The 18,353-nt window shown below is 68.0% G+C and carries 18 protein-coding genes, 1 rRNA gene and 2 pseudogenes; 6 read left to right on the top strand and 15 right to left on the bottom strand.

Annotated elements, in window-relative coordinates; translation table 11 throughout:
- Nucleotides 1-120: 120 nt before the first annotated feature.
- Nucleotides 121-237 (top strand): 5S ribosomal RNA (rrf, locus tag ACFWP7_RS13985).
- A 157-nt stretch (nt 238-394) separates the two neighbouring features.
- Here the strand turns inward: rrf and ACFWP7_RS13980 are convergent.
- Nucleotides 395-1,156, bottom strand: coding sequence for a CDP-alcohol phosphatidyltransferase family protein (locus ACFWP7_RS13980; RefSeq protein WP_384381010.1), 762 nt, complete (start codon nt 1,154-1,156; stop codon nt 395-397).
- A 159-nt stretch (nt 1,157-1,315) separates the two neighbouring features.
- Here ACFWP7_RS13980 and ACFWP7_RS13975 point away from each other — a divergent pair, with 159 nt between their 5' ends.
- Complete coding sequence (locus ACFWP7_RS13975) at nt 1,316-1,894, top strand: GNAT family N-acetyltransferase (RefSeq protein WP_384381007.1); 579 nt, start codon at nt 1,316-1,318, stop codon at nt 1,892-1,894.
- Nucleotides 1,895-1,950: 56 nt separating this feature from the next.
- On the opposite strand, the gene ACFWP7_RS13970 is transcribed toward ACFWP7_RS13975, so the two are convergent.
- The 7 genes from ACFWP7_RS13970 to ACFWP7_RS13940 all read right to left on the bottom strand — a co-directional run bounded on the left by ACFWP7_RS13970 (nt 1,951) and on the right by ACFWP7_RS13940 (nt 10,972).
- Nucleotides 1,951-3,498, bottom strand: coding sequence for a type VI secretion protein (locus tag ACFWP7_RS13970; RefSeq protein WP_384381004.1), 1,548 nt, complete (start codon nt 3,496-3,498; stop codon nt 1,951-1,953).
- 29 nt (nt 3,499-3,527) lie between these two features.
- Nucleotides 3,528-4,952, bottom strand: coding sequence for an ATP-binding protein (locus ACFWP7_RS13965; RefSeq protein ID WP_384381001.1), 1,425 nt, complete (start codon nt 4,950-4,952; stop codon nt 3,528-3,530).
- Between the two features lie 31 nt (nt 4,953-4,983).
- Complete coding sequence (locus ACFWP7_RS13960; RefSeq protein WP_384380998.1) at nt 4,984-6,543, bottom strand: SCO6880 family protein; 1,560 nt, start codon at nt 6,541-6,543, stop codon at nt 4,984-4,986.
- On the bottom strand, nt 6,540-7,853 hold the full coding sequence (locus ACFWP7_RS13955; protein WP_384380995.1) for a hypothetical protein: 1,314 nt from the start codon (nt 7,851-7,853) through the stop codon (nt 6,540-6,542). Before ACFWP7_RS13955 ends, ACFWP7_RS13960 begins: the two co-directional genes overlap by 4 nt.
- Nucleotides 7,843-8,694: a hypothetical protein gene (locus ACFWP7_RS13950; protein ID WP_384380992.1), complete on the bottom strand. Its 852-nt coding sequence runs from the start codon at nt 8,692-8,694 to the stop codon at nt 7,843-7,845. The genes ACFWP7_RS13955 and ACFWP7_RS13950 overlap by 11 nt, the downstream gene beginning before the upstream one ends.
- A 176-nt stretch (nt 8,695-8,870) precedes the next feature.
- Nucleotides 8,871-9,179: a hypothetical protein gene (locus tag ACFWP7_RS13945; RefSeq protein WP_266459173.1), complete on the bottom strand. Its 309-nt coding sequence runs from the start codon at nt 9,177-9,179 to the stop codon at nt 8,871-8,873.
- A 467-nt stretch (nt 9,180-9,646) separates the two neighbouring features.
- Nucleotides 9,647-10,972 carry a peptidase S8 gene (locus ACFWP7_RS13940; protein ID WP_384380989.1) on the bottom strand — a complete coding sequence of 442 codons (1,326 nt, stop codon included), beginning with the start codon at nt 10,970-10,972 and terminating at the stop codon, nt 9,647-9,649.
- A 330-nt stretch (nt 10,973-11,302) separates the two neighbouring features.
- Here ACFWP7_RS13940 and ACFWP7_RS13935 point away from each other — a divergent pair, with 330 nt between their 5' ends.
- Entirely contained in the window at nt 11,303-11,680 is a 378-nt protein-coding gene (locus ACFWP7_RS13935) for an ArsR/SmtB family transcription factor (RefSeq protein WP_384380986.1), read from the top strand.
- A 19-nt stretch (nt 11,681-11,699) separates the two neighbouring features.
- Nucleotides 11,700-12,338 carry an SRPBCC family protein gene (locus tag ACFWP7_RS13930; protein WP_384380983.1) on the top strand — a complete coding sequence of 213 codons (639 nt, stop codon included), beginning with the start codon at nt 11,700-11,702 and terminating at the stop codon, nt 12,336-12,338.
- A gap of 17 nt (nt 12,339-12,355) precedes the next feature.
- On the opposite strand, the pseudogene ACFWP7_RS13925 reads toward ACFWP7_RS13930, so the two are convergent.
- From ACFWP7_RS13925 to ACFWP7_RS13905, 5 genes and pseudogenes are all read right to left on the bottom strand, one after another.
- Nucleotides 12,356-12,778 (bottom strand): annotated as a pseudogene (locus ACFWP7_RS13925) (MMPL family transporter); the annotation flags it as partial.
- Between the two features lie 40 nt (nt 12,779-12,818).
- A complete protein-coding gene (bla, locus tag ACFWP7_RS13920; RefSeq protein WP_384381035.1) occupies nt 12,819-13,724 on the bottom strand; it encodes a class A beta-lactamase in 906 nt (301 codons plus the stop codon).
- Nucleotides 13,718-13,963 carry a DUF397 domain-containing protein gene (locus tag ACFWP7_RS13915; RefSeq protein ID WP_384380980.1) on the bottom strand — a complete coding sequence of 82 codons (246 nt, stop codon included), beginning with the start codon at nt 13,961-13,963 and terminating at the stop codon, nt 13,718-13,720. The genes bla and ACFWP7_RS13915 overlap by 7 nt, the downstream gene beginning before the upstream one ends.
- Nucleotides 13,956-14,144: a DUF397 domain-containing protein gene (locus ACFWP7_RS13910; protein WP_384380977.1), complete on the bottom strand. Its 189-nt coding sequence runs from the start codon at nt 14,142-14,144 to the stop codon at nt 13,956-13,958. Before ACFWP7_RS13910 ends, ACFWP7_RS13915 begins: the two co-directional genes overlap by 8 nt.
- An 11-nt stretch (nt 14,145-14,155) precedes the next feature.
- Nucleotides 14,156-15,001, bottom strand: coding sequence for a helix-turn-helix domain-containing protein (locus tag ACFWP7_RS13905; RefSeq protein ID WP_384381032.1), 846 nt, complete (start codon nt 14,999-15,001; stop codon nt 14,156-14,158).
- A gap of 206 nt (nt 15,002-15,207) precedes the next feature.
- Between ACFWP7_RS13905 and ACFWP7_RS13900 the strand changes: the two genes are divergently transcribed.
- Together ACFWP7_RS13900 and ACFWP7_RS13895 are read left to right on the top strand one after the other, a co-directional pair.
- Nucleotides 15,208-15,642: an ATP-binding protein gene (locus ACFWP7_RS13900; RefSeq protein ID WP_384380974.1), complete on the top strand. Its 435-nt coding sequence runs from the start codon at nt 15,208-15,210 to the stop codon at nt 15,640-15,642.
- Nucleotides 15,643-15,887: 245 nt separating this feature from the next.
- Nucleotides 15,888-16,469, top strand: a complete 582-nt coding sequence (locus ACFWP7_RS13895) for a Uma2 family endonuclease (protein ID WP_384381029.1) — start codon at nt 15,888-15,890, stop codon at nt 16,467-16,469.
- Nucleotides 16,470-16,558: 89 nt separating this feature from the next.
- Here the strand turns inward: ACFWP7_RS13895 and ACFWP7_RS13890 are convergent, their stop codons facing one another.
- Both ACFWP7_RS13890 and ACFWP7_RS13885 read right to left on the bottom strand, forming a co-directional pair.
- Nucleotides 16,559-17,914: a cytochrome P450 gene (locus ACFWP7_RS13890; RefSeq protein WP_384380971.1), complete on the bottom strand. Its 1,356-nt coding sequence runs from the start codon at nt 17,912-17,914 to the stop codon at nt 16,559-16,561.
- Nucleotides 17,911-18,353 (bottom strand): annotated as a pseudogene (locus tag ACFWP7_RS13885) (hypothetical protein); the annotation flags it as partial. The gene ACFWP7_RS13890 and the pseudogene ACFWP7_RS13885, both read right to left, overlap by 4 nt.

The raw sequence follows: 18,353 nt of genomic DNA, 5'->3' as shown, positions 1-18,353 counted from the left end.
GTGACCGGTACTAATAGGCCGAGGGCTTGTCCTCAGTTGCTCGCGTCCACTGTGTTGGTTCTGAAACCACGAACAACCGTCGTAGCCATGCCACGGCTCCGGTTGACAGTTTCATAGTGTTTCGGTGGTCATAGCGTAAGGGAAACGCCCGGTTACATTCCGAACCCGGAAGCTAAGCCTTACAGCGCCGATGGTACTGCAGGGGGGACCCTGTGGGAGAGTAGGACGCCGCCGAACTATCTTTAGAGAAAACCCCCGTACCGGGAAACGGTACGGGGGTTTTCTGCGTTCAGGGTCTTGGTCTTTCTGTGTTTGAAGGTCCTCTGGCTATCTCTGTTCTATTAGTGCCGGGGTAGGGGGCATACCCCGGCACTGGCTCCCGTTCCGACAGTAATTACTTCAGGCGGGACGAGGACACGATCGAGACGATGTGGGCCGGGACGAGCAGCCACACGATCGCCGTGATGGCCACGGTCGCGATCTTCGTTGCTGTCAGGTCGCCGAGTGCGGTGTCCACGATCGCGGTCACGAGGAGCAGGATGGTGGCCTCGATGCCGTTGCACAGACGGTGGAGTTGGACGGAGGCGGCCAGGCGGCGTACTCGGGCCAGGCCGGTGGAGCGGGGGACCACGGACTGGTCGGTGGCCTTTTGGAGGCCGCTGTCCGAGCGGGCCACGTGGACCAGGTCGGAGGACGACTTGAGGAGCAGGACGCCGATGGCTGCTGCCAGGCCGGCCACCAGGTAGGGGTCCAGGCCGAGTTCGGCGGCGCGCAGACCCATTCCGACCATGACCGCGGCGTCGGCGAGGTAGGCGCCGAGGCGGTCCAGGTAGACGCCGAGGGGGCTGAACTGCTTGCGCCAGCGGGCCACTTCGCCGTCCACGCAGTCGAGCAGGAGGTAGAGCTGCATGAAGAGGACGGAGAGTACGGCGCCGCCCAGACCCGGCAGGAGCAGGGCCACCCCGGAGAGAACTCCCGCGAACACCATCACCACCGTGATCTGGTTCGGCGAGACGCGGGTGCCGAGCATCAGGCGGGTCACCCGGAGGGACAGGGCACGCATGTAGAGGCGGCCTGCCCAGTGTTCCGCCCTGCTGTCCAGCTTGCCCGGAGGATGGATCACGTTGCGGAGTTCGTCGAGTTGGACCTTGGGCATGCGGCGCTTCTCCATGGAGAGTTGAGGGGCGGGTGCTCGTGGGCTTCCACGTCAGTCTGACGTCGTATGGGGACGATCATGACGGGGGCCCTGACGGCAGGTGTCGGCAGGGTGGATATCCGGTGGGTGCTGTCGTAGGCAGGTAATACCGTGGCTTTCATGAACCACGTGATTCGTTCCATACGTTCCGATGAGTGGGCCGAGGTGAAGGAGCTGCGGCTCACCTCACTGCGGGACCCCGTCGCTCATCTCGCGTTCCTGGAGACGTACGAGGAGGCCTCGGCCAGGCCCGATGTGTTCTGGCGGGAGCGGGCGGCGGGGGCCGCCGAAGGGACGGCCGGGCGGCGGCAGTTCGTGGCCGTCGGGCAGGGCGGGGTGTGGGACGGGTCCGTGGTGGTGCTGGTCGAGGAGGCCGGGGAGCGGGATGTCTTCGGGGGCTTGGTCGAGCGGCGTCAGGGGCATCTGGTGGGGGTGTATGTGCGGCCCGAGCACCGGGGGAGTGGGGCCGGGGTGACCGGGGCGCTCTTTGACGCGGCCCTGGAGTGGGCTTGGGGGAGTGGGCTTGAGCGCGTAAGGCTGTTCGTGCACGAGAAGAACGGGCGCGCCGAGGCGTTCTATCGCAAGGCCGGATTCCTGCCGAGCGGGGTGACCGTGCCGACGCCAGGGGGTTCGGGAGAGCGGGAGCTGGAGTTCGTGATCCCTCGGCCGGCGGAGAGGCAAGGCCAGGCGAGGTCCTAGCGGCCGCGACAGGTCCTACTGACTAGGACAGCAGGTCCTGGTGGTGAGGGCAGGTCCTAGAGCGGGAGGTCGTACTGCGGCCAGCGGGACCTGGCCTGCTCCTGGGAGCGGAGGAGGGCCAGGGTCGGGAGGCCCCGGGTCGCTCCGGTGGACAGGAGGTCGGGGAGCTGGAGGAGCGGGGCCACGGCCGCCACGTCGTCCAGGACAAGGGTGAGTGGTGGGTCGAGGCGACCGGAAGATGACCGTTCGGCCATGCCCCGGCCGCGCTCGACCACGCTTGAGGCGAGGGCCGTCAGGAGCGGCATCGCGCCGGGATTCGCCCTGGGGTCCTCGATGGGTTCACCGACCACATAGAGCGTGCCCCCTTCGTTCACGAAAGAATCCAGAGTGAGGGTGTCACTTCGGTTTGGGGTGCAGGATTCGCGGACGTTGACCGTCGAGAAGGCGGAGAGGGCGCGGGCCGTCAACTCCTGGGCGATGTCCCGGCGTTCGGCGTGCGAGGTGAGAGCCGCCTCCAGTTCGCCTGCGGCGCCGGATGCGGCTTTGGGGTTGGTACGCAGGGCTCGTACCGCGTCTTGTACCTGTATGCCCTGTGACCAGCGGTGGACGTGCCGGAACGGTTTGCCCTCCACGGCGGCGGCGTGCAGGTAGCTGCGCAGGAGCGTTTCCGCTACGTCTGCCATGGGTTGGTCCACCTTGGCGGTGGGGCGTACGGGGGTGAGTAGGGCGGTGGCTCTTGCTGCGGCGGTGGCCTTGTCCTCGCAGCCGGTGGAGGGGGACCAGTGGAGGCGGGCCGGGGTGTCGCACAGGTGCGCGGGGTCGTAGAGGAGGACTGGCCCGAGCTTGGCTCTGGCGTCCTTCGTGTCCGACCACGTTCTGGGGTTCGAGGTGACCACCATGGCGGGGCCCTCGGCGTCCTGGATTGCCTGGACGGCTTGGGGGTGGCGGGCGTGGGCGGGGCCCAGTCTGACGGTTTCCCACCCGGCCGCCCGCTCGGCCCGCTCCAGCGGTTGCGGCTGCGGTTGCGGTTGCGTTGTGGTTTCCGCGGGGGTTTCCTGCCCGCTCGCCCGTGTACCCCCTGTTCTCAAGGGAGCCGTCGCCTGCAGTGGTTGCTCCTGCGTTGGCGGGTGCCGGTGCGTTGTGGATTCCGCGCCTTCGGCGCGAAGAGTTTCCCGCTCACCCGCCCATTCGCCCTCCGCCGCAAAGGGCGCCGTCGGCACCGCCGCCTTCGCCCCGCGTCTCACCCTCCCCGCTCGCCACCTCGCCACCGTTCCAATCACGAACACCGTGACCACCACCAGCAGCATCAGCTGACCGATGAAGAGTCCCCAGAACAGTCCCCACCCCGACAACTGATCGGCAGGCGTCTCCGGCCACGCCCCCGTCAGGTCGTGCGGCTGCCCGATGAGGTGCCGCATGGCAAGTGGCGTACGGGCGAAGGTGATGGCGTCCGGCCATGCTCCCTGGGAGAACAGTCCCGCGAACCCCGTGGACGTCCACACCATCAGCGTCATGCCGAGCAGGAAGGCCAGCACTCCGATCAACAACCCGTCGGGCACGCCCCGTTCCTCGCCGTGCCCGTGCCCGCGCTCTTCCCGTCTCATCTCACGTCACCGTCCTCATGCCGCCGTTCTCACGCCACCGTGGACTCGGATGAACCGTCGAGATCGCTGAGGTGCTGTTCCATGAAGGCTGCCGCGCGCTCCTCCGCCTCCAGTTCCGCGGCGTGCAGCGCGTCGTCGGCGATGAGTTCGGCGGAGGTCTGGGTCATGGCGCGGTCGGTGAAGACGAGGGGGCGTTCGGTCTCGGTGATCAGGTGTTTGACCACCTGGACGTTGCCGTTGACGTCCCAGACCGCGATGCCTGGGGTGAGGGTGGGGATGATCTCCACTGCCCACCTGGGGAGGCCGAGTACCCGTCCCGTGGCCCTGGCCTCGTCCGCCTTCTGGGCGTAGATCGTTCGCGTCGAGGCCATCTTGAGGATCGCGGCGGCCTCCTTCGCCGCCGCCCCGTCCACGACGTCGGACAGGTGGTGGACGACCGCGACGAAGGACAGACCCAGGCGGCGCCCGAACTTCAGCAGGCGCTGGAAGAGCTGGGCCACGAAGGGGCTGTTGATGATGTGCCAGGCCTCCTCGACCAGGAAGATGCGCTTCTTCCGGTCGGGGCGGATCCAGGTGTGCTCCAGCCACACGCCCACGATCGCCATCAGGATCGGCATGGCGATGGAGTTCCGGTCGATGTGGGAGAGATCGAAGACGATCAAGGGCGCATCCAAATCGATACCCACCGTCGTCGGGCCGTCGAACATGCCCCGCAGGTCGCCGTCGACCAGTCGGTCGATGACCAGGGCCACGTCCAGGCCCCACGCCCGTACGTCGTCTATGGCGACGTTCATCGCCTCGGCCGACTCCGGTTCGGGGTGGCGCAGTTGCTCCACGATGTCCATGAGGACAGGCTGGCGTTCGACGATCGTCTCGTTCACGTAGGCGTGCGCGACCTTGAGGGCGAAGCCGGAGCGTTCGTCGAGGCCGTGGCCCAGCGCGACCTCGATGATGGTCCGGAGCAGCGCGAGCTGGCCGGTCGTCGTGATCGCCGGGTCGAGCGGGTTGAGCCGGATCCCCATGTCCAGGGCGGCGGTGGGGTCCAGCCGGATGGGGGTTATTCCCAGCTCCTCGGCGATGAGGTTCCACTCGCCGACGCCGTCCTCGCCCTGCGCGTCGAGGACGACGACCTGGCGGTCGCGGAAGCGCAACTGCCTTAGAACGTACGTCTTCTCCAGCGCCGACTTGCCGTTGCCGGACTCTCCAAGGACCAGCCAGTGCGGCGCCGGGAGCTGCTGCCCGTACAGCTGGAAGGGGTCGTAGATGTAACCCTTCCCGGAGTACACCTCGCGGCCGATGATGACGCCCGAGTCGCCGAGGCCCGGGGCGGCGGTCGGCAGATAGACGGCCTGGGCCTGGCCGGTGGACGTGCGGACAGGGAGCCGGGTCGTCTCGATCTTGCCGAAGAGGAAGGACGTGAAGGCGTCGGTCGCCGTGGACAGCGGATCCCGCATCAGAGCATCAGCCCCATCAGAACATCAGCCCCTACCTGCGGATTCCGGTGGCGAACGGCAGCGTGTTGACGAAGGCGCGGTGGTGCTCGCGGTCGCACCACTCCAGCTTCAGATACGACTTGCCGGCCGAGGCGCGGATCGTCCGCTTGTCGCGGGCGAGGGCCTCGGGGGAGCGGGAGCTGACCGTGATGTAGCCGACGAGGTTCACGCCCGCCGCGCCGCTCGCGAGGTCTTCGCCGCGCTGGTCCATACGCCCGTGGGCGGCGACGTCACGCGGGTCGACGGTGCGGTTCATCTTGGCGGCGCGGCTGGCCTCGGCGTCGTCGTTCGTCTTCTCGGTCAGCATCCGTTCGATGGCGATCTCGGTGGGTTCGAGGTCCATCGTGACGGCCACGGTCCGGATCACGTCCGGGGTGTGGACGAGCAGCGGGGCAAGGAAGTTGACGCCGACCGGTGTCATCGGCCACTCCTTCACCCAGGCCGTGGAGTGGCACCAGGGCGCACGGGTGGAGGACTCGCGGGTCTTCGCCTGGAGGTAGGTGGGTTCCATGGCGTCGAGCTCGGCGGGCCAGGCGTTGCGCTTCGTCATCGCCTGGATGTGGTCGATGGGGTGGTCCGGGTCGTACATGGAGTGGACGAGGGAGGAGAGCCGGCCCTGGCCCAGCGGCTGACGTACGCGGATGTCGGCTTCCTGGAGGCGGGAGCAGATGTCGGTCAGCTCGCGTGCCATGACGACGGCCAGGCCCGCGTCGCGGTCCAGCTTCCGGCCGCCCTGCGGGCGCGCCGCGCGGGCCATCGCGTGTGCCTCGGCGGCCAGTTCGCGGTTGAAGTGCATGCACGCGACGAGGTACGCGCGGTGCTGCTCGCTGCTCGTGGACACCATGGACTGGAGCTGGTCGTACGACTGCTGCAGCCAGCCGGGGGCGCGTTCGTCGCCGCGTACGGAGACGTCCTTGGCGTGTGCGTCCGGGTCGGCGGGGAGGGTGCGGGCGAGCATCTGGATGCGGGTGACGAAGCCGTCGCCGTTCGCCACGTGCTTGAGGAGGGTGCCGAAGCGGTCGACCAGGGCTTCCTGGTCCTCGGAGTCGCGCAGGCCGACGCCCGGGCCCTCGATCTCGATCGCGGCGGTGACCGTGCGGCGGTCGGCGTGCAGGAGTACGGCGATCTCGTCCGGGCCGAAGGGTGCCGCGAGCCAGTTGATCCGCCCGATGCCGGGCGGCGGCCCGATCTCGACCTCGCGCCCCTCGATGCGCGTACCGGCCTCCATGACACTGCTGCGGTACGCCGTTCCCTGGCGCAGGCTCCGCTTGTAACTGCGGTTGATCTCGAACCACTTGTAGAACGTGCGGCGCTTGTAGGGGACGTACACCGCCGCGATGGCCACCAGGGGGAAGCCCATCAGCAGCACGATCCGCAGGGACAGCACCGGGACGAGCAAGCCGCACATCATGCCAAGGAACGCGCCCGCGATGATCAGCACGATCTCGCCGGACTCACGGTTCCGGCCGACGATCGCGTTCGGCCGGGCGCGGCCGATCAGATATGTACGGCGGGGCGTGATCACGTGGGACACGTGGGACTCGGTCGTCAACGCCCTTCACCTCCCGTGCGGTTGTTGCGGGTGTTGCCTGCGTGCGGGGTGCTCGTCGGGCTGGTACGCGGTGGGGGCGCGGCGGAGGGGACGGATCCGCCGCCTCCGTTCGACGTACGGGTGCTGTGTGCGGCGACGCCGCCGGAGACGGGGTTGGCGGGGCGCGGCTGGCTGTTGCCGCCTCCGCCACCTCCACCGCCGCCGTTGTCGGCACGGGTGCTGTGGGTCTTGATGCCCTGGGCGACCAGGGTGGCCGGGGAGCTCATGACGGCGGCGGCCTTGCTCTCGGCGCCCTGCATGATGCGGTTGTTGCGGGAGTTGGCGATCTCGTCGCCGAAGCCCGGTACGAAGCGGTAGATCATCGCGCTGGCGAAGATCGCGAGCAGGATGATGGCGAGGCCTGAGACGACGGCGGAGAACGCGTCCGGGCCGTCCGAGGTGGACAGTGCACCGGCCAGCCCCAGCACGATCACGATCACCGGTTTGACCAGGATGACCGCGATCATGATGCCCGCCCAGCGGCGCACGTGGCCCCACAGGTTCTTGTCGACGAGGCCCGCGTACACGACGACGCCGAGCAGGGCGCCCACGTAGAGGAGGGCGGCCCTGATGACCAGCTCCAGATACAGCACTCCGGCCGCCAGGATCGACACCATCGACACGATGATCAGCATGATCGGGCCGCCGCCGATGTCCTGGCCTTTGGCCAGCGCCTCGGAGAAGTTCCCGAAGAACGTGTCCGTCTGGTTGCCCGTCGTCGACGCCAGGACCTCGGTGACGCCGTCCGTCGCCGACACGACCGTGTAGAGGATCAGCGGGGTGAACGCCGATGCCAGCACCGTCAGCCACAGGAACCCGACCGCTTCCCCGAGCGCGGTGGTGAGGGGGACGCCTCGCACCGCCCTCTTCGACACGGCCAGCAGCCACAGGACCAGCGTCAGGATCGTCGACGCCGCGAACACCACCGCGTACTGCTGGCGGAACGCCTGGTTCGTGAAGTCGACGGTCGCGGTGTCCTTGACGGCCGCGCTGAGGTGGTCGATGGTCCAGGAGGCGGCGTCGGCGCAGCCCTGGGCGAGGGAGGAGAGGGGGTCGAGGGTGGAGGGCAGGGGGGTGGTGCCGCCTCCGCCTCCGGTGGTGCCGCTGTCCTCTTCGCAGTACTGCTTGGCGGGGCCGATCAGCAGGCCGCACGCGTCGCTCGGCGTCGGGGTCGGCGCCGCGAAGGCACGGGTGGCCAGCAGGACGGCCGAGGTCTGTACGACGGCTACGACGCCTGTGAGCTTGAGAAAGCGGCTGCGGCTACCGGGCATACGTGAACCCTCCGTACTCCTCGATGGCCTTGCTGATCTCGTCGGAGGTTGCGGCCTTGTCGTCGCCGGGGACCGGGGCGGGCCCGTCGGTCTGGGAGTCCGTCACGATCTTCCAGTCGCCGTTGGCCCACTGCAGGTCGAAGGTCCACGTCTTCCAGGTGGAGGTGACGGGGTCGGTCGAGGACTCTCCGGACATCCCGATGAGCCCCATGTACCAGACCGAGACCTTGGCGCCGCTGTCGCCGTACTGCTCGGCCTTGGTGCCCACCGGGACCGTTCGTGAGACGAACGTGCTGCCGGTCGGCGGCTTGCCGTTGGCGTCCAGCCCCAACTTGCTGAGGAAGTCCGCAGAGTAGGCCGCGTCCATCGGGCTCTGGAGCTGGCCGGCCGCAGCTGACGTATAGATGGTGTTGACGATGTCGTGCCGGCTGTCCTTGTTGAACATGCCGGTCGAGCCCAACACCACGGCGTAGTTGGCCGCAGCCGACTCCGCTCCCACCGCACTATGCGCGAACCCCGTCGGAATCCCTGAAACCTCCGACCCCACCGGCCGCTCCCCTGAAGCCGCCGTAGGCGAGGTCTCCGCGTTGTTGCCGCTGCTTCCGCCGGCGGAAGAGCCGTCGTCTCCACGGTTCGCGAAGGCGATCGCGGCGATCAGGAGGACCACGACGCCGACGACGGTGATCAGGCTCCGCGAGGAGGACCGCCCGCGGCGGGCACCGCCGTACACGTCGCCGGTTCCATCGCCGGGGAGTCTGGTCCGGGTCTGGCCGGAGCCGCCGTAACCGCCGTCCTCGCCGCGAGATCCGTCGCCGTATCCGGGTTCGTCACCGAGACTCATGCCGCGTACGCCCCCTCAACCTCTCGCTGAACCGCGTAGTACGACGGTAGCCGTGCTGGTTCCCGCGCGGGCGCGGTGTGGTGACTCGACATCAGGGAAACGCAACCTCAGCCGGTGGGCACGACGGACGGGTGGGTCGGAGGGAGAGAAGAGGATCCGGGCGTGCCCGGCCCGCCCTAGACGGCCATGCCGTACACGATGGTGAACAGCGTGCCGAGGGATCCGATGATGAAGACTCCGGTGAGACCCGCGATGATGAGGCCTTTGCCCTGTTCGGCACTGAAGGTGTCCCGGAGGGCCGTCGCGCCGATGCGCTGCTTGGCCGCGCCCCAGATCGCGATCCCGAGGCAGAGCATGATGGCGACCGCCATCACCACCTGGACCATCGTCTTGGCTTCGTTGCCCAGGCTGCCGAAGGGACCCCAGTCCGGAGCGATCCCGCCGATAATTGTGGTGATGTCGCCCTTTTCGGCTGCGAAAAGCATGTAAGTCACCGCCCCTAGTGGGTAGTTCTGCACCCTCTGCCCTGTGCGCAGAGGTCGGGCCCATTCTCGCCGACGATGGCGCTGTCGGATGTCGACTTGGCGTCATTGATTGGCGAGTTTCGTACGAATCCCTTGCCGTTCCCTCGTGGACGGCCCACGCGGGACCCCTTACGGGGGGTGTGGGACGGTATGCGAAGGATCGTATGGTCACTCTGTGTATCACGGCTCGTTACGCCGAGCAATGAAGTCGGTGCGGAACCTGTGGTGTGGTTCCGTCGTTAACCCCTACTCATGAACTGCGGACGGTCGCGCGTCCGCGGGGTGTGGCCGAGTGACCGTCAGCGTGAAGGCTATCCCGCGTTGTTGTGGGACGCGGAAACGGGCCGCGGCTGGTAGCCGCGACCCGTTCTCCTGTGCCGCCGATGGACCCCACGTTCCGCCGTCGGCGGCTCCTGTTGCCCCGGAGGTCAGCCCGTGAAGGCTGCGACTCCCTCCGGGGTGCCATAGCCGGTCGGGCCGTCGTAGCCCGACTTGGCGGTGCAGAGGTAGCTGGAGCTGCAGCTGCCGTTGGTGCCGCTGGTCACGTCGTTGAGGGCCGAGGTGCCGGCCGCCGTGTAGGGGAACTTCGCGGGGTAGGAGCCGGTGGAAGGGGTGCCGGCGAGGGCGTAGACGCCCGCGATGATCGGGGCGGAGGCGCTGGTGCCGCCGAAGGTGTACCAGCCGGCCGTGACGCCGTAGGAGTCGTAGACCGAGACGCCGGTCGCCGGGTCGGCGACGGCCGAGACGTCGGCGATGGTGCGCTTCGTGCAGCCCGTGTCGGTCTGCCAGGTCGGCTTGGTGTCGTACGCGGAGCAGCCGGAGCCGGTGCCCTCGGTGCTGCTGGTCTCCCACACGCTCTCGCTCCAGCCGCGGCTGGTGGAGCTCGCGGAGAGGGCGGTGCCGCCGACGGCGGTCACGTACTGGGAGGCCGCCGGGTACTCGGCGCCGTAGCCGGAGTCGCCCGCGCTGACGGTGATGGCGACGCCCGTGTGCTTGAAGTACGAGGTGTCGTACGACGCGTCGGAGGAGGACTCGGAGCCGCCGTAGCTGTTGGAGACGTACTTCGCGCCCAGGGTGACGGCCTCGTTCACCGACTTGCCGAGGTTGGCCATGGAGGCGGAGGTGGCCTCGACGAGCAGGATGCTGCAGTTCGGGCAGACCGCGCTGGCCATGTCCAGGTCGAGGGAGATCTCCTCGGACCAGCCCGTGTCACTGGTGGGGAGGGAGGTCGTGGAGCCCGTCTGGCTGACCTTCTTGAAGCAGCCGTTGGCGGTGGTGCAGGCCGAGAGGCCGTACTGCGTCCGGTACTTGGCGAGGTCCGCCTCGGCGTTCGGGTCGTTGTACGCGTCGACGATCGCGATGGTCTCGCCCGAGCCGTTGGAGGCGGCGGCCGAGGTCAGGCCGTACGCGCTCTGGAGGTCGCCGGGCCCGTAGCCGGAGGGGGTCGTGGCGTCGGCGGCGTCGGGTGTGACGGCGTCCGTGCGGGCCTGGGCCTGCTGCTCCTTCTGGAACGCGGTCGTGCCGCCGGTGACGCGGAGGGCCTTACAGGCCATCTGGCCCTTGGTGGGCGTGGCGCAGGCGCGGGTCCACGTCACCGCGGGGGAGGGGGACTTGGTCGCGACGACCTGGGCGGCACCCGCGGGGGCGGCGGTGCCGAAGCCGGCGAGGACGAGGGCCGCGGTGCCGAGGGCTGCGGCACCCAGTCGGCGCCAACTGCCACGTATCGCAGGTCTTTTGGGGGATTCGGTAAGCAACGGACAGCCTCCTGAGACTGGTTGACAGGGGCGGTGCGGGAGTGGTGTGCCGCCGGTCCGGTGTCCCCGGCGGTGGGCTTGATCGGCCCGCGGATGACCATCCCTTGTTGAGTACGTGACAACAAGAGGCATCTGGAATCCTGACTTCCGCCTTACTGAACCAAGGCTGTCGGCTTACCGCCCAATGGCGCCCCGATGGCCGGAAGCTGACGGTGGCTTGACTCGGCTCACAGGAAAGTCATCGACGGCGCAGCGGTGATGCATGGCCACCGCACCGATCACATCCCCTCACTCACCACTTATATAAGCGGTAGGTGATATGGTGAGACCGTGCATGCATTCGACGTCCTCGGTGACCCTGTACGCCGCCGCATCCTGGAGCTGCTCGTCGACGGCGAGATGAGTTCCGGGGCGGTGTGTGAGGTCATCGCGGTGGAGTTCGGGATCTCGCAGCCCGGGGTCTCGCAACACCTGAAGGTGCTGCGGGAGAGCGGTTTTGCGACAGTACGGCCGGAGGGGGCCCGGCGGTTGTACGCGGTGAACGCGGAGCCGCTGCGGGACGTCGACGCCTGGCTGGAGCGGTTCCGCCGCTTCTGGTCGCCCCATCTGGACGCCCTGGCCACGGAGTTGGCCCGGGGCAAGCGTGAGCGCCGGCTCGGCAGCGAGTCCGGCGACGGTGAGCAGGCGGATCCGGGGGGACCACAATGACCGTCCGAGGAGGACCGCAATGATCGACGTCACCCATCAGATCAATGCCGTACGGCGCCAGGTCTGCACCCGTGATTTCGAGGCGGGCGAGGCGCGGGTGGTCACGGTGAGCCGGACGTACGACTCGACGGTCGAGGACGTCTGGGACGCCTGCACCAACGCCGAACGGATCCCACGCTGGTTCCTGCCGGTCTCCGGCGACCTCCGCGTCGGCGGCAAGTACCAGCTGGAGGGCCAGGCGGGCGGCACGATCGAGCGCTGCGAACCGCCGTCGAGCTTCCACGCGACCTGGGAGTACGGCGGGGAGGTCAGCTGGATCGAGCTGCGGCTGACGCCCGCCGAGGAGGGCGGCACCCGCTTCGAGCTCCAGCACATCGCGCACGTCGACGACGAGCGCTGGGCGGAGTTCGGGCCCGGCGCGGTCGGCGTCGGCTGGGACCTGGGGCTCACCGGCCTCACCCTGCACCTGGCGTCCGGGAACGCCGTCGACCCGCAGGAGTTCGCGGCCTGGACGGCATCCGAGGAGGGGCGGCGGTTCGTGACGCTGAGCAGCGAGGGCTGGTACGAGGCGAGCGTGGCGGCAGGGACGGAAGCGGCCGGGGCGCGCGAGGCGGCGGACCGGACCACGGCGGCGTACACCGGGGCGGAGTCCGAGTAGTTCAGGCGGACTTCTCCCCCCTCCGTGTCCAGATGCGGCAGGAGACGGTCGAGCCAGTGGGGTGTCCACCAGGCGTGCCGGCCCAGCAGCGTCATGACCGCCGGCACCAGCAGCAGTCGTACGACGGTCGCGTCGATCAACACGCTCACGGCCAGCCCGAGTCCGAGCATCTTGACCACCACGTTGTCGCTGACCACGAAGGCGGCGAAGACGCTCACCATGATCGGGGCGGCGCAGGTGATCACCCGGGCGGTGATCTCCGGGGCGTGTGCCACGCTCGCCTTCGCGTCGCCGGTGCGCAGCCAGGCCTCGTGGACGCGGGAGAGCAGGAAGATCTCGTAGTCCATGCTCAGCCCGAAGGTGATCGCGAACATCATCATCGGCACATAGCTCTCGATCGGCACCTTGCCCTCGACGCCCAACGTGGGCCCACGCCCACCACACAACCAACGCCCCGCCAAACCGGACCAGTGGCCCGCCTCAGCTCACGGCATCCGCCAGCACCGTGGCCGTCGTTGCGACCAGCGGGTTGTCCGCGGGAGCGGCCGGGTCGGGCTTGGTGGTCAGCACGGCCACGACGACGGGGGTGCCGTCCGGGGTCCAGGCGATGCCCACGTCGTTGGCCGTTCCGTGCTGGCCCGTGCCTGTCTTGTCGGCGACCGTCCAGTCCTGGGGCAGGCCCTTGCGCAGGCGTTCACCGCCGGTCGTGTTGCCGAGGAGCCAGGTCGTCAGGCGGGTGCGGTCCTCGTCGTCCAGGGCGTTGCCGAGTACGAGGTGTGCGTACGTGCGGGCGATGGCGTCCGGGGTGGTCGTGTCCTCCAACCGCCCCGGCTCCGCCGAGTTCAGGGCCGGCTCCCAGCGGTCCAGGCGGGTTTTCGGGTCCCCGAGTGACCGGCTGAAGCGGGTCACCGCGCTGGGGCCGCCGAGTTCCTGGAGCAGGAGATTGGCGGCGGCGTTGTCGCTGAAGCGGATCGCCGCGTCGCACAGTTCCTCGACGGTCAGGCCGGAGGCGATGTTCTCCGGCTTGACGGTCACCGCGCCGCCTCCGGCCGCCTCGACGTACTCGGCCGTGTAGTACATCCGCTTGGCGAGCGTCTCCCCGTGCCGGTCCAGGTCCCGCAGCACCGCCGCGACCGCCAGCGTCTTGAACACCGAACACATCGGGAAGAGCTCCGACGCCCGGTACCGCACGGTCGCCTTTGTCCCCAGGTTGTGCGCGAACGCGCCGACCCTGGCGCCGTGTTGCTCTTCCAGTTCCCGCAGGCGGGTGTGGGTGGCGTTGGGGGTACGGGGGGTTGCTTGCGCCGGGTTTCCCGTGAGCGCGAGTGCGGTCGTTGTGGCCGTCGCGGTGAGCAGGGTGCGGCGTGTTGTTGTCGTACCTAGGATTTTTCTTCCTCCAGTTCCTCTACTCCCTCTACGAAGTGGTCGAACTCGCCTGCCTGTACGCCCAGTACGAATGCGTCCCACTTCTTCTGCGTAGTAGTGACGATGTTCGTGGGGTCACTGGTTTCACGGATGTAGACCAAGTCGTTGTCGCCGAAGGCGAGCTCGATCCAGGGGCCGGGGCCGGTCGCGTCGTCCGGGGCGGCGCGGATCCAGTCCAGGTTCGGGGGGATGTCAGCCACGGAGCGGTTCCTTGTGCTTGAGGGTGTGGAGGAGGGTGCGGAAGGTGGCGGGGGCGGCGGTGAGTATGGATTCGGTGGGGTCGCTGGTTTCGGTGAGATGGATCGATTCGGATCCGGTGACCTGTATGCAGGCCTCGCCCTCTCCGCAGTACGAGGACTTCTGCCAGGTGTCGCTGGGCATCTCGGTTCCCTTCACAGGTCCTGAACGATGGCGTGTATGAGATCGCGTGACGAATTGGGCGTGAGGGCCGTGGCCTCCATGCGCTCCAGCAGTACGCGGTACTTGTCGAGCTGTGCTTCGGCGTCGATCAGCGCGGAGCCGTGGGACTGGTCGAGGTGCACCGTGTCGAGCTGCGGTACTGGGCCGTGGGCGTACAGGATCGACTGGCCCGACCCGGGGTAGGCGCCGGCGGCGAACGGGATGACCTGCACCGTGATGTGTGCGCGCTCGCTCATGTCGAGGATGTGCTGCAACTGCTTCCTGGTGATGGCGGGACCGCCGAACTGCATTCGCAGGGCGGCTTCATGGATGACCGCCTGGTACGGGGTGGGGGAGTCCTTGAAGAGGACGGTCTGGCGCTTGATCCGGAACGAGAGACGGTGCTCGATGTCAGGGGGCGAGAGTTCTGGAACGACCTGGCGGATGACCTCGCGTGCGTGATCGTGGATCTGGAGCAGGCCAGGAATGTGGGCCGTGATCCCGGCGCGCAGACGCATCGCATGGTGCTCCATCTCGGCCAGGTCGATCAGCCCGCCGGGCAGGATCTCGCGGTACTCCTCCCACCAACCACGCGACCGCTCGGTGGTCATGTCGCTGAGAGCCTCGACGAGAGCCTTGTCGGAACAGTCGTAGTGGCAGGCGAGAGAGCGCACCCGTTCGGCGCTCACTCCAACGCGCCCGGCTTCCGTGTTGCTGACCTGAGTCTGCTTGATGCCCATGAGTTGACCGGCCTCGGTGGCGGTCAGGCCTGCGCGCTCCCGGAGTTTGCGCAGCTCCGCGCCGAACCGGAGTTGACGACCCGTCGGGTTGCTCCTCAAGGGCTTCTCCGCCTCCTTGATGCGACTGGTCACTCACACGAGTGACAGTGCATGGAATTCCTCGAAACCAGTGAATGGGTGCACTGGTCGCCGCTACTTTAGTACGTGGGTCCCCGCCCCAGAAGTACCCCGCTCGACGGAGCGGCCATGGTCACTGGGCAACGTAACGACACCACCCAACTCCCCTCCGTGATCGGAGACTTCCGATGGCAACCGTATCCCCGTCCTGGGCCTACACCCTTCAACTCCCGCACGATCCTCGTGCCCCCGGTATCGCTCGGGCCACCCTCCGTACCATCCTCACCGCGCACGACCTCGCCGAACTCACCCCCACCGCCGAACTGTTGGCCTCCGAGCTGCTCACCAACGCCCACCTGCACACCCGGGGCCCGTACGCCCTGCGCCTCTTCGCCGCCGAGCCCGACCGGCTCCGTATCGCGGTCTGGGACACCGATCCGACCGTCCCGCCGGGCTTCTCGGAGAAGGATGCCCCCGTACTCGTACCCCCGGAGGACGCCGAACACGGACGCGGTCTGCACCTCGTACGGGCCTGCGCGGACGCGTGGGGCGTGTCCGTGCTGCGGGAGCTGGGGGCTTCGAAGGGCGGGAAGCTGCTGTGGGCGGAGTGCGCGCGAGGCTGATTGTCGGAGAGGTGACCTACAGTGAAATGGCATGATCGGAGCGTGAGGGAGGAGTTGAGATGACGGAAGTCGAGCAGCGCGTCAGGGGTGCGGTCCGCAGGGCTGCCGGGTGTGGAACCGAGGCTGCGGAGGGGGTGGCACAGTACGGTGGATTCACTGCGGAGCGGGATGTCGGGCCTCCCACCGATGTCGCTCGCGCAGCAGAGGAGCCGGAGCTGGAAGGGCGGAGGTCGCACGTCGTGACGATGTCGTCGGTGCCGCCTATCCGGCCCAAGCCCCGCCCCGGAAATCTGCGCGAGGTCGCCGAGAAGATCGAGGAAGCGACAGGTCTGCGCGTGCAGGTTCTGGGAGGAAAACTCGTGATGTCCCCGACCCCTCGTGGCAAGCACGCGGGAGCAATCAGGTACCTGCGTCGCCAGATCGAACAGGCCCTGCCGGACGGGCTGGGGGCGTACGAGGTGTCGTCCGTGATGATGCCGGACGACCGTGACGACTACGCAACACCCGATCTGGTGGTGCTGCCTGAGTCGTGGGACATGGACGACGACTGGCTCGCCGACCCTCCGGACGTCGCGCTCGCCGTCGAGGTCATCTCCCAGTCCGAGAAGTCCAGGGAGATCAGGGACAAGGCCGATTGGTACGCCGTCGCCGGGGTGGCCGTTCTCCTCGTCATCGATCCTCGGAACGGCACCTGGGCCCGGCATACCCACCCCGACAACGGGGCCTACCGTGACGCGCTGCCCGGTAAATACGGAGAACCCGTACCGCTGCCGGAGCCGCTTGGCTTCGAGGTCGCGACGGACGGGTTGCCGGTGTACGGGCGTTGAGGTCCGGCTGTCCGTACTCGAACTCCCGGAAGACGCGGAGGGCGGAGAGGCGATGGCTATGTGCGTGCCGGTCTCCGCCCCCGCTCACCTCAGTCTCTTGTCGGCCCCGTATGCGGGGTGAGGGTCATGGTCACGTGGTCCAGGCGTGAGATCACGCGGTACAGGTGCTTGGGGGCCGGTCCTGGTGCCGGCGTCAGGTTCCAGCGGGACAGGATCGCGGCGAGGACGACGATCATCTCCATCCATGCGAACGTGTTGCCGATGCACTGGCGGTTGCCCTCGCCGAACGGGAGATAGGCGCCGCGGGGGAGGTCCTTGACCGAGATCCGCAGCCAGCGGTCCGGATCGAAGGTGAGCGGCTCGTCGTAGACGGCGGGATCGCGATGCAACGTCGAGATGCTGAACAGGACCTCGCTGCCGGCGGGCAGCCGAGTGTTGGCCAGCGTGACGTCGGTCCTGGTGCGTCGCATCAACAGCCATGTCGGGGCGTGCAGGCGCAGCGATTCGGTCAGCACGCGGCCCGTGTACTCGAGTTTCGGGAGATCCTCGGCGGTGATCGGGCGACCCTGGAGTACTTGGTCCAGTTCGGCGTGTACGCGGGCCTGTACGTCCGGGTGGCGACCGAGTTCGTACAGGACCGAGCCGATCGAGCTGCCGACGGTCTCGGCACCGGCGAGCATCAGCGTGACCAGCTCGTCGCGTACCTGAAGGTCGGTCATGCCCTGTCCCGTTTCGGCGTCGCGGGCGGCGAGGACAAGGGACAGGAGGTCGTCGTGGTCGGTTCCGTCGGTGCGGTACGCGGCGATCACCTGGTCGATGACCTCACGGATCCGCTCGTGGGCGTTGTTGAAGCGCCGGTTTGCCGGAGTGGGAAGCCGATGCAGTCCGTCGACCGGGAAGAGGGTCCGCCAGGTGACGCCGTCCACCACGATCGGCAGGCTCTTCTGGATCTCGTCGACCGCCTGCCGGCCGAGGTCGGTGGTGAACAGAGTGGCGGTGACGATGGCCAGCGCGAGCTCGTCGAGACTTCTCATGAGCTCGACCGGCTGCCCGGGTTTCCAGCTCTCCGCGAGTTCCTGGGCTTTTTCGTCCATCGCCGTGAAGTAGTGGTTGATTTTCTGCCGGTGGAACGCGGGCTGCAGGAGGCGGCGTTGGCGGCGATGGAATTCACCGCCGGACGTCATGATGCCGTCACCGAGGAAATGCCGGGCCTTGTCGAACAGTTGGCCCTTTTCGAAACTGTCGGCCTTGGTGACGAGGATTTCGTGCAGGATTTCCGGCCGGGTGACCACATATACGGGCAGCGGCCCGAGGTGGAGTTTGACGACGGGGCCGAGTTCTCCCAGCCGAGCGAGGAACTGGAGGGGGTTTCGCTGCAGGGGTACGGCATGCCCGATCAGGGGGAGCCGCCCCGGGGCGGTGGGTACGACCGTGGTGGCAGTCATGCCGGCCTCACTTCGTCGAGAACGTCGGCGGCGTTGTAGTCGGCGGCGTTGTAACGGCGCGTCTCCAGGGACCAGTCGAGGTTGCCCGTCATCCAGAACCTCAGGTCGTCGAGATAGCGGTGCAGTTGCGGGCTGGCCTGGGCCCGGGCGGTGGCCTCCTGTTCGAGGTACTGGCGCACCGCGTGGTCGTGCATCTGCCCCGCGCGGTGCAGCGCCTCGGGCATGTCGATGCCGTACTGCGCGGAGAGGATGGGAGGCAGGCTGTGCACGCTCCGGCTGCGGGCCACCTCCTTGGGGTAGGAGAGGATGTCGTGTGGCCAGCCGGCCAGTTTAGGGGGCAGCACGGCCAAACACAAAAACAGCGGGTGAGCGGAAACAAACAGCGGCAAAACAAAAACACCCCCCACCGCCAAGAGATACAAAAAAGTGGGGGAAGGCG

The organism is Streptomyces sp. NPDC058470 (assembly GCF_042721055.1).
Lineage (GTDB): Bacteria > Actinomycetota > Actinomycetes > Streptomycetales > Streptomycetaceae > Streptomyces.
This window is presented reverse-complemented; position numbering and strand designations above follow the sequence as displayed.

What these genes read in the sequence shown, in the direction of transcription:
- ACFWP7_RS13930 (WP_384380983.1), top strand. Translation starts at nt 11,700, where the DNA reads ATGATCGACGTCACCCATCAGATCAATGCCGTACGGCGCCAGGTCTGC.
- ACFWP7_RS13965 (WP_384381001.1), bottom strand. Translation starts at nt 4,952, where the DNA reads ATGCGGGATCCGCTGTCCACGGCGACCGACGCCTTCACGTCCTTCCTC.
- ACFWP7_RS13895 (WP_384381029.1), top strand. Translation starts at nt 15,888, where the DNA reads ATGTCGTCGGTGCCGCCTATCCGGCCCAAGCCCCGCCCCGGAAATCTG.
- ACFWP7_RS13900 (WP_384380974.1), top strand. Translation starts at nt 15,208, where the DNA reads ATGGCAACCGTATCCCCGTCCTGGGCCTACACCCTTCAACTCCCGCAC.
- ACFWP7_RS13910 (WP_384380977.1), bottom strand. Translation starts at nt 14,144, where the DNA reads ATGCCCAGCGACACCTGGCAGAAGTCCTCGTACTGCGGAGAGGGCGAG.
- ACFWP7_RS13890 (WP_384380971.1), bottom strand. Translation starts at nt 17,914, where the DNA reads ATGACTGCCACCACGGTCGTACCCACCGCCCCGGGGCGGCTCCCCCTG.
- ACFWP7_RS13945 (WP_266459173.1), bottom strand. Translation starts at nt 9,179, where the DNA reads ATGCTTTTCGCAGCCGAAAAGGGCGACATCACCACAATTATCGGCGGG.
- ACFWP7_RS13970 (WP_384381004.1), bottom strand. Translation starts at nt 3,498, where the DNA reads ATGAGACGGGAAGAGCGCGGGCACGGGCACGGCGAGGAACGGGGCGTG.
- ACFWP7_RS13980 (WP_384381010.1), bottom strand. Translation starts at nt 1,156, where the DNA reads ATGCCCAAGGTCCAACTCGACGAACTCCGCAACGTGATCCATCCTCCG.
- ACFWP7_RS13950 (WP_384380992.1), bottom strand. Translation starts at nt 8,694, where the DNA reads ATGAGTCTCGGTGACGAACCCGGATACGGCGACGGATCTCGCGGCGAG.
- ACFWP7_RS13955 (WP_384380995.1), bottom strand. Translation starts at nt 7,853, where the DNA reads ATGCCCGGTAGCCGCAGCCGCTTTCTCAAGCTCACAGGCGTCGTAGCC.
- ACFWP7_RS13975 (WP_384381007.1), top strand. Translation starts at nt 1,316, where the DNA reads ATGAACCACGTGATTCGTTCCATACGTTCCGATGAGTGGGCCGAGGTG.